Annotated in this window: 7 protein-coding genes; all 7 read left to right on the forward strand. The window is 49.5% G+C overall.

Annotated elements, in window-relative coordinates:
* The coding region (locus VIM87_RS16805) for a condensation domain-containing protein (RefSeq protein ID WP_331998113.1) at positions 1-1,259 on the forward strand (1,259 nt) is incomplete at its 5' end.
* A gap of 21 nt (positions 1,260-1,280) precedes the next feature.
* Positions 1,281-5,114, forward strand: coding sequence for an amino acid adenylation domain-containing protein (locus VIM87_RS16810; RefSeq protein ID WP_331998114.1), 3,834 nt, complete (start codon positions 1,281-1,283; stop codon positions 5,112-5,114).
* Positions 5,115-5,139: 25 nt separating this feature from the next.
* On the forward strand, positions 5,140-6,819 hold the full coding sequence (locus VIM87_RS16815) for a cyclic peptide export ABC transporter (RefSeq protein WP_331998115.1): 1,680 nt from the start codon (positions 5,140-5,142) through the stop codon (positions 6,817-6,819).
* Between the two features lie 5 nt (positions 6,820-6,824).
* Positions 6,825-7,550 (forward strand): thioesterase II family protein, encoded by a 726-nt coding sequence (locus tag VIM87_RS16820; protein ID WP_331998116.1) that lies wholly within the window; start codon positions 6,825-6,827, stop codon positions 7,548-7,550.
* A gap of 11 nt (positions 7,551-7,561) precedes the next feature.
* Positions 7,562-8,248 (forward strand): ABC transporter ATP-binding protein, encoded by a 687-nt coding sequence (locus tag VIM87_RS16825; protein ID WP_331998117.1) that lies wholly within the window; start codon positions 7,562-7,564, stop codon positions 8,246-8,248.
* On the forward strand, positions 8,241-9,488 hold the full coding sequence (locus VIM87_RS16830; protein ID WP_331998118.1) for an ABC transporter permease: 1,248 nt from the start codon (positions 8,241-8,243) through the stop codon (positions 9,486-9,488). Before VIM87_RS16825 ends, VIM87_RS16830 begins: the two co-directional genes overlap by 8 nt.
* A 2-nt stretch (positions 9,489-9,490) precedes the next feature.
* A partial coding sequence (locus VIM87_RS16835; RefSeq protein ID WP_331998119.1) for an efflux RND transporter periplasmic adaptor subunit occupies positions 9,491-10,069 on the forward strand: 579 nt, incomplete at its 3' end.

Genomic DNA, 10,069 nt, shown 5'->3' on the forward strand with positions numbered 1-10,069 from the left:
CTGCAGCGCTTACCAAAGCCTTTAACCACCTGCTGGAACGGCATGAAATATTGCGCACCCGCTTTGCAGAAGTGCAGGGTGTACCGGTGCAGCAGGTGCAGGAACCAACAACAACCGCCATTCCCGTAAAGGATTTGCGTACCGAAAATAACCGCGAGCTGCTGTTGAATATGCTGCTGGCAGAAGCAGCCAACCACTCCTTTGACCTGGCTAAAGAGCAGCTGATCCAATGCACCCTGTTCCGTTTGGAAGACCGGCAGCATGTACTGCTCATTAACCTGCATCATATTATAACGGATGGTTGGTCGCTGGAAGTGCTTACCAAAGAATGGCTGGCGCTGTATCACCACTATGCTACCGGTGAGCCGCATAACCTGACGCCGCTTACTTTACAGTATAAAGATTATGCAGTATGGCATAACCAGGAATTAAGCGGTAGCCGCGCTGCACAGCTGCAGGCTTACTGGTGGAAACAGTTTAGTGAGCAGCCGCCGGTGCTGGCATTGCCCACCAAACAACGCCCGGCTGTAAAAACGTATAACGGTAACGACCTTACGTTTGAAATAGACAATACGATCGTAAAAGCCCTGCAGCCTATCATCCGTCAGCATAACAGCAGCTTGTTCACCGGTTTGTTAACGGCTGTGAAAGTATTGCTGTACCGGGTAACAGCGCAGGAAGATATCACCATCGGATCCGTACACGCCGGCAGGGAAGATGCGGCGCTGGAACAACAGGTAGGCCTGTACGCCAATACCCTGGCGCTCCGTACCCTATTAAGCGGTAGCGATTCCTTTGTGCAGGTACTGGAAAAGGTACAGGAAACCATGCTGGGCGCTTATGAGCACCAGGCCTATCCCTTTGACCGCTTAGTGAGCGACCTGAAGCTGGGCAGGGATGAAAGCCGGCATCCGCTGTTTGAAGTATATGCCGATCTGCTGAACATTGGCGCCGTAGATGTACAACAAAGCCAGGATGCCCTGCAGATCACGGAGCTGGAAGCCGGTGGCGCAACCAGCAAATACGACCTTTCTTTCAGGTTTTTTGATGCCGGTGAAACCATCACTACTGTACTTGAATACAATACGGACCTTTTTGAAGCGCATACCATAACGCAGATCCGGGATACTTTCCTGGAGCTGTTGACAGCCCTGATACGGCAACCGGAACAGCCTGTTGCAGCTATTACTTTATCGGATAACAACAATGGCGGCACGGATACAGCAGCCCTGGAAGAAGCATTTGATTTCAGTTTTTGATGACCCTTAAAATCTAAACCAATGAATGCAATAGATAAAGTTCATTTCCTGGATCCGGCTTATCAGCCCAGCCAGGAGTTCTGGAGCCGTAAGCTGGCAGCGGGTTATGGCGCGTTTAAATTCCGGCAGACCAATGCCAATACCCCGGGAAACGATAGCCGGCAGGCCGTGCAACATTTTGAGCTGAGCGGTGAATTGTATAATAACCTGGTAGCACGTACAGGCGGCAACGATACTGCAGCATTTGTGTACCTGCTGGCAGCCTTTGGCATCTTATTAAAAAAATACAGCGGCAGCAACCGGGTAACCATTGACAGCCCCTTATATACTCCGGGATTTAAAGGCAAGGTGCAAGCGCCGGTAACACCGCTGATCCTGGAACCTGTTAATGAATTATGCCTGCGTGATTACCTGGCAGCCGTAAAACAAACCGTAAAGGAAAGCTATACGTTTCAGAACTATCCCCTGGAACTGATCTATGAGCAAAAGGAAATGCGCAACAGCAATGTGCTTATTCACTGGGATGCCATTCATATGCCGCTAACGCAGCATAACAACTATGACCTGGTGATCAGCATTAAACGCTCTGCCACCCTGCATATCAGCTTGCACTATAACACCACTGCTTTTGAAGCAGGCTTTATGCAGCGGCTGACTTCCCATCTGGCAAATGTACTGGCCTGTTTTGAATCCATGGATGCCCAATTACAGGATGTGGAGCTGCTGGACCTGGACGAAAAAATGAAACTGGTGCGCGACCTGAACCGCACCAATAAAGACTATGCCCTGTTAAAAACTTTCCAGGAGCTATTTGAAGCGCAGGTGAGGAAAACGCCTTATGCTACTGCGCTGGTGTTTGAAGAAACAGCGCTTACCTATGTGCAGCTGAATGAAAAGGCCAACCAGCTTGCACACTACCTGTTGCAGCAATACCAGGTAAAGCCCGATGATATTGTCGGCATACTGGCAGAACGTTCTGAACGGCTGATCATTGCCATACTGGGCATACTTAAAGCAGGAGCTGCTTTCCTGCCTATTGATACCAGCACGCCTGCTAACCGCATCACCCATATTTTACAGGATGCCAATGCCAAAGTATTACTCACGGAAAATAACCAGCTGCTGCACCTGCAGGGTTATGCAGGCGCACAGGAGCTGCTGGATAGTTTATTGCCGGCACTGAGTGGCAGTAAAGAGAACCCCGGTTTAATCAGCAAGCCCTGTAACCTGGCATATGTGATTTATACGTCCGGTTCTACCGGGTTGCCCAAAGGTGTTATGCTGGGGCTGGATAACCTTTCCCATTACCTGTTATGGGCCAATGACTATTATTTTAACAACATATTGGGTAAAACCTTTGCGTTGTTCACCAACATATCTTTTGACCTGACCATTACCTGCATTTTCACCACCCTGCTCAGGGGCGATACTTTGTTTGTGTGTGGCAATAAGGATATCAGCGATATTCTGCTGGAGCTGTTCAGTGGCGCTGCCGGCGTAAATACGGTAAAGCTTACCCCTTCCCATATCAGCATGCTAAGTTACCTGCCGCTGGAAAGCACGCCGGTGCAGTATGCCATTGTAGGCGGCGAAACGCTTACCGCCTTCCAGGTAAGCACCCTGCAACGCCTGAACCCTGCTATGGACATCTATAACGAATACGGCCCAACGGAAATAACAGTAGGCTGCACGGTAAAACATGTGAAAGATGTGGCTACAGATCTCAGCACCATTGGCAAACCCATTGCCAATACGCAGCTGTATATTATGGATGAAAACCTGGAACTACTGCCCATGGGCATTACCGGGGAAATTTGCATAGGCGGGGCAGGCGTAGCTAAAGGCTACCGTGGCCGTCCGGAACTTACCAGCGAAAAGTTTGTAAAAGATCCCTTTGGTGCGGAAGATGACCGCTTATACCGTACCGGCGACTTAGGCCGCTGGAATGAGGATGGTGAAGTAGAGTTCCTGGGCCGCCGGGATAACCAGGTGAAAATAAGAGGGTACCGCATTGAATTAGGTGAAATTGAAAATGCCCTGCTGCAATATGAAACAGTAAAAGAAGCGGTGGTGCTGGTGCATGAGCAGGAGAACGCGGTGAAAAGCCTGGTAGCTTATTGCACCGCCACTGCGCAGTTATCCATACCTGCACTAAAAGAATTTTTGATCACCCGCTTACCGGAATACATGATACCGGCGCATATCATGTGCCTGGATAAATTCCCGGTTACCAATAACGGTAAGGTAGAACGCAGCGCCCTGCCTGTACCCGGAACAGCAGCAAGCGGCAAATGTTATGAAGCTGCCTGCAACGATTGCGAGGCCGTATTAATAGCAGCATTCAGCAAAGTATTAGGTGTTAGCAATATTGGTATGCAGGATGATTTTTTTGCATTGGGCGGCGATTCCATCAAAGCCATACAGATCACCTCTCACCTTTATGAGGCAGGTTACCGGCTGGAAGTAAGGCAGGTGCTGCGTTACCCGGTTATTAAAAAACTGGCTGCACAGGTAACTCCTTTAAGCCAGCTGGCCAACCAGGGAGTAATTACCGGGGAGCTGCCCTTAACGCCTATCCAGCAACAGTTCTTTGCCTTTAAGCGTAAAGCGTATGACCATTTCAATTTTGGATTATTGTTCTTTTCTAAAGAAAGACTGGAAGCAGCAACAGCAGCAACCATCTTCAGGAAATTACAAGAACACCATGATGCGTTAAGGATCACATTCCGGTTAGATGGTGGCACCGTTACGCAATACAACCACGGGCTGGATTATCCTTTTTCTATAGAAGAGTATGAGTATACAGAAGTACAACAGCTCGAAAATAAGCTGCGGGCCATGCAGGCACAGATCAACCTGGGAGAGGGGCCACTGTTAAAAATAGCGCTGTTCCACCTGCCGGATGGCGACCGCCTGGCTATGATCGTACACCACCTGGTAACAGACGTAGTATCACTGCGCATCCTGTTTGAAGACATGGGTACTTTGTACCGGCAGCACCTGCAGGCGCAGCCTTTTAGCCTGCCCCGCAAAACAGATGCGTTCAAGGTATGGGCGGAAAAGCTACAGGCATACGCAAATAGTGCTGCTTTCCTGTTGGAAAGAGCCTACTGGCAAAAGATCCTGGCCGTGAATACACCGGTACTGCAACCGGATTTTCCGCAGGGCAGCAACCTGGTAAAAGACCGTGCTACCAAACAAATATCGCTGGAAGCAGATGCTACGCATTTGTTGCTCACCGCAGTGCATAACCGTTTTCACACAGAGATCAACGACCTGCTGCTGACCGCACTTGCACTGGGCCTGCGCCAGTCATTCGGATGGGAGCAATGCCGCGTGCTGATGGAAGGGCATGGCCGGGAAGATATTTTAGACCAGGTGAATGTGAGCCGTACGGTTGGTTATTTTACCACCGTTTACCCGGTGATACTTACCGCTGCCGGTAATGACTTGAGTACCCTTATTAAACGTAACAAAAAACGCCTGCATGCCATCCCGCATAAAGGCATTGGTTATGGAATCCTTAAATATTTAACAGCCGCAGAACATAAGCAGGAGCTGGACTTCAGCGCACCGGAACAAATTGCCTTCAACTACTTTGGGCAGTTTGACCAGGACCTTGCGCACCTGCCCTTTGGCTTTGCAAAAGAAGATACCGGCCCTTTGCAGGATACCCGCGAGCAAAGGGAGTATGAGCTGTACATTACTGCCATGACAGAAGGCGGCCTGTTCACACTCACCATAGACTACAGCGTGAAACGTTTTGCAGCGGACACCATACAGGGGCTGCTGGAAAACTACCAGGCTGCATTAAACGGCATTATTGAACATTGCGCAGCAACTGTAACCGCATAATTGTTGACCTATAAAAACAAAAGAAATGCATATTCTTCAGCTATTACGGAAACAATCAAAATACTTCCTGCTGTTTGTAGGAACGCTGGGCAGTGTGAACAGCATTGTGTACCTGGGCTTGCTGGCATTCATCAATAATGCGGTGAACGGCTCTTCCCTGTCTTTTGCAAAAGGTTACGACGGCTGGATCTTTGCTGGCTTAGTATTGCTGTCGCTGCTGTGCACCAAGGTATTCCAGACCTATATGGTAAAATTAACCCAGGAGCTGCTGCTGCATTACGAGCTGTCTATTTTACAGCAGCTGCGTTTTGCCACCTGGCAGGCCTTTGAAAAGCTGGGCGCACAACGTATTTATACTGCCATTGGCGATGTACGCATCCTGGCTTACATACCGGAGGTGCTGGTAGCGGTTGTAAACTCTGCCGTGATCATCGTTTGTGCGTTAGCGTACCTGTTCTGGGTATCGCCACTGGGCGGCCTGGCTGTACTGGCCTTAACCGGCGCACTGCTTACTTTTTATATGTGGCGCAATAAACGTATTGAAAAAGACCTTAACATAGTGCGGGATCTGCAGAACGATTATCACCAGTATTTGCGTGATCTGATCTACGGTTTTAAGGAAGTGAAAATGAGCACGGAAAGGAATGACCGCATTTATCATGATTACCTGAAAAAGAACCGCCTGAAGGGGAAAGAGCTGGGTACCCGCAGTGCCGTAAAATACCTGGATAATGAGCTTACCGGTACTTATAGCTGGTACATAGCGCTGGGCGTAGGTATTTTCCTGCTGCCAAACCTGCTGCATCTGAGCCTGGCGCAAACCGTGCCTTTCATAGTGGTGATCCTGTACCTGATGGGACCACTGGCATCCCTGGTAAAGATCATTCCCTATTACACCAATGTAAAGATTGCGCTGGAACGCATTGATGGCATCCGTGCTGATATTGAAGCGGAAGTAACTGTAAAAGATTCTTTTGGGGATGCGCCTGCCATTAAAGGTGAATTTGCGGAGATCCGTTTCCGTGAGGTGACCTTTGAATATAAGGATGAAAAGCAGAATAAAGTGTTCCGCGTGGGCCCGGTGAACCTCACGTTTAACAGGGGAGAGGTGGTGTTTATTACCGGCGGCAATGGCAGCGGTAAAAGCACTTTCATTAACCTGCTCACCGGTTTGTACCAGCCAACCAGCGGTACCATCAGCCTGAATGGGCAGGTAATTCCGCTGGCAGCCTACCCGCATTACAGCAATCATATTTCTGCCATCTTCACTCATGCTTACCTGTTCAACGAAAATTATGACCAGTTTGATCTGAGCGCAGACAATAAAGAGCTGAGCAAGCTTATAGAAATGATGGAGCTTACTGCTGCCATCCGCATCGGCAACGACCGCAACTTTATTGATAACAATTTATCAAAAGGGCAGCAGAAAAGGCTGGCCATGATCTACGCCATTATGGAGAACCGCGACATACTGGTATTGGACGAATGGGCTGCAGAGCAGGACCCGCATTTCAGGGCCTACTTTTATAAACGCCTGATCCCGGAGCTGAAGCGGAGGGGTAAAACCATTATCGCTGTAACGCACGATGATCATTACTTTGATTGTGCCGACCGTATGCTGAAGTTTGATTATGGTAAGATCGTATCCGATACGGTGATCACTGCCGAAAATGCCCATTTCTCCATTGATGTATGTAATAACTGAAAAGTATGAAAGTGAATATTTTTTGTTTGCCATTTGCCGGCGGCAGCCGCTACTCTTACCAGGGATATGAAAAGTATGCCAGTCCGCAGGTTACCATTATACCGGTGGACCTGCCGGGCAGGGGCAGCCGTTTTGCCGATCCTTTGCTGGGCAATATCTACGAACTGGCAGACGATGTATTTCAGCAGCTGCAGGACCGCCTGCACGAGCCTTATGCATTGTACGGCCATAGCATGGGCGCTTTATTAAGCTATCTGCTTACAAAACGCATTTTGCAGGAAGGGCTGCCCGCACCTTTACACTTATTCCTCACCGGCCGCGCAGCACCCTCTGTTGTAAAGCAGGACGCTGTAATTCATACTTTGCCCAAAGCTGCTTTCTTTGAAGCACTGGCAAAGCTGGGCGGCTGCCCGGAAGAGCTGCTGAGGAACGAAGACCTCAAAGATTTCTTTGAGCCCATTATCCGCTCTGACCTGGGTGCATTGCATACTTATCAGCATGAGGAAACTACTCCTTTTGATATACCCATGACCGTGATGACAGGTCTGCAGGAAAACATCAGCTTTGAAGATGCGCTGGCCTGGCAAAAAGAAAGCACGGAGCTGATAACCGTACGCAAATTTACCGGGGATCACTTTTTTATTTACGATCATGAAAGAGAGATCGTGCAGCTAATGGCCGGCCTGCTGACCGGTGCAAGGAAAAAACAGCATACCGCCGTGTATGCATAAAATGATGAGCTATGGTAGTATTACAACAAGTGAAGAAAGCATATAAAACAGCCAATGGCCAGCTGCCCATCTTAAAGGGCATTGACCTGGAAGTTGCCACAGGTGAGTTTGTAGCCATTATGGGGCAGTCGGGCTCCGGTAAATCCACGCTGCTGAATGTGCTGGGCATACTGGATGATTATGATACCGGCAAATATTACCTGGATGGCACACTGGTGAAACATCTTTCCCAGTCGCGGGCCGCCTGGTTCCGGAACCAGTACATCGGTTTCGTGTTCCAGTCATTTAACCTGCTGCCGTTTAAGAATGCGATGGAAAATGTGGCGCTGCCATTATACTACCAGAAAGTAAGCCGCCAAAAGCGGAACGAAATGGCGCTGGAGCTGCTGGACCGCGTAGGGCTGAAGAACCGCGCCGATCATCTGCCCACCGCCTTATCAGGCGGGCAAAAGCAAAGGGTGGCCATAGCCCGCGCACTGGCAGGTAACCCCAAGATCATACTTGCAGATGAACCCACCGGTGCGCTGGATTCTAATACTTCGGATGAAATTATGGAGGTTTTCAAAGAGCTGCATGAGCAGGGTATGACCATTATTATGGTAACCCACGAACAGGATGTTGCGGATAAAGCAGAACGCGTGATCCGTGTAAAAGATGGTTTGGTAACTGCTGACACAAATATTTTATATCATGTTTGACCTGGACAACTGGCAGGAGATCTGGAGCTCTGTCAAAAAACATAAACTAAGAACCCTGCTCACCGCCTTTGGCGTGTTCTGGGGCATTTTAATGCTGGTATTGCTGCTGGGCGCCGGTAAAGGCTTGCAGAACGGCGTGTACCAGATGTTTAGCAGCGCCGCGCGCAACAGCATTTACATTTGGCCGGAAATCACCCGCACTCCCTACAAAGGATTAGCGCCGGGCCGTAAGATCACTTTTGATAATGGCGACTACCAGGCCATTCTGCACAAGGTGCCAGACATTCAATACCTGGCGCCGGGGCTGAACCCCAATGGAAAAATAAATATGGTATACCGGCAAAAGAGCATGGCCTTTACACTCAAAGGCGTGCATCCGGACCTGCAGCATATTAAAACCATGGCTTTCCCCAAAGGCCGTTTCCTGAATATCCTGGACCTGCAGCAGGAGCGCAAGGTGGCCGTGATAGGGGAGCGCATCCGGGAAGTATTTTTCCCCAAGCAGGATCCCATCGGGCAGTTCATTAATATACAAGGTGTGCCTTTCCGGGTGGTGGGCTGTTTTACCACAGAAGAATCAGCCAGCCATAAGGAAGATGCTGAAACGGTTTTCGTACCCTTGTATACGTTACAGCATACATTTGACTATAAGGATAACATTTCCCTGTTCACTGTTTGCCCAAGGCCCAATGTTCCTGCAGAGAAAGTAGAAGCAGCTATCCGGAGCCTGCTGGCCGCCCGGCATACCATCCAGCCCCAGGATGCAGAAGCCATGGGCTCTTTTAACTCCGAAAAAGAATTTAACAAGTATGTGAACCTGTTTGCCGGCATCCGGCTGTTCATCTGGATCGTAGGCGCAGGTACCATCGTGGCCGGTATCATTGGCGTGAGTAATATTATGCTCATCATTGTAAAGGAACGTACCCGGGAGATAGGCGTGCGTAAAGCCTTAGGCGCTACACCGGCATCTATTATAAGCCTGATCATCATGGAATCCGTAGTTATTACCAGCGCTGCCGGTTATGTAGGATTGATCACCGGTATGGGCATTATTGCCGCTGTGCGCAATTTGCTGGACAGCTCCGGTTTCAAAAGCGAATTTTTCAAGGACCCGCAAATAGATCTGCAGGTAGCCCTTACCGCCGTAATTATACTGGTGGTAACCGGCGCCCTGGCCGGGCTGGTGCCTGCCGGCAATGCAGCCAGAATAAACCCGATTGAAGCACTTAAAACTGAGTAGACATGAAAACGAGAAAGAAAAGCGTATTACTGCTAACAGCAGCGCGTGTAACCCTGGTGCTCTTAAAAATAATAGCCGGTTACAGAACTATAAAGATCTGGCAGCAGCTGGGCATGTATGCCACTGCCGCTGCAGGTTTGGCTTTGCTGGTAATAGTACCCGGCTGTTTATCGCAGCGTTCCGGTAAAGTAAAGACCGTTTATAACACCGACACCGCTTTTGTGACCGACATTGTACAGAAAGCAGTGGCCACCGGCACCGTAGCGCCGCGTAAACAGATCGAAGTAAAAGCACAGGTATCAGGCATCATAGAAAAGGTGTACGTAACAGCCGGCCAGCCTGTGAAAGCCGGTCAGTTATTAGCTAAGATCCGCCTTACGCCGGATGCGGTGAACCTGAGCAAGGCGGAAAGCGAGCTGCAGAAAGCCCGCATTTCCTACACCAACGCCAAAATAGAAAAAGAACGTTTTGAGCAGCTGTTCAGGGAAAAGGTGGTAGCGGAAAAAGAATACCATGAGTACCTGCTGAATTTCAATAAGGCCGATGCCGACCTGCGGGAAGCGCAGAACACCCTGCAGCTG

The sequence above is a fragment of the Chitinophaga sp. genome (assembly GCF_036569125.1).
Lineage (GTDB): Bacteria > Bacteroidota > Bacteroidia > Chitinophagales > Chitinophagaceae > Chitinophaga.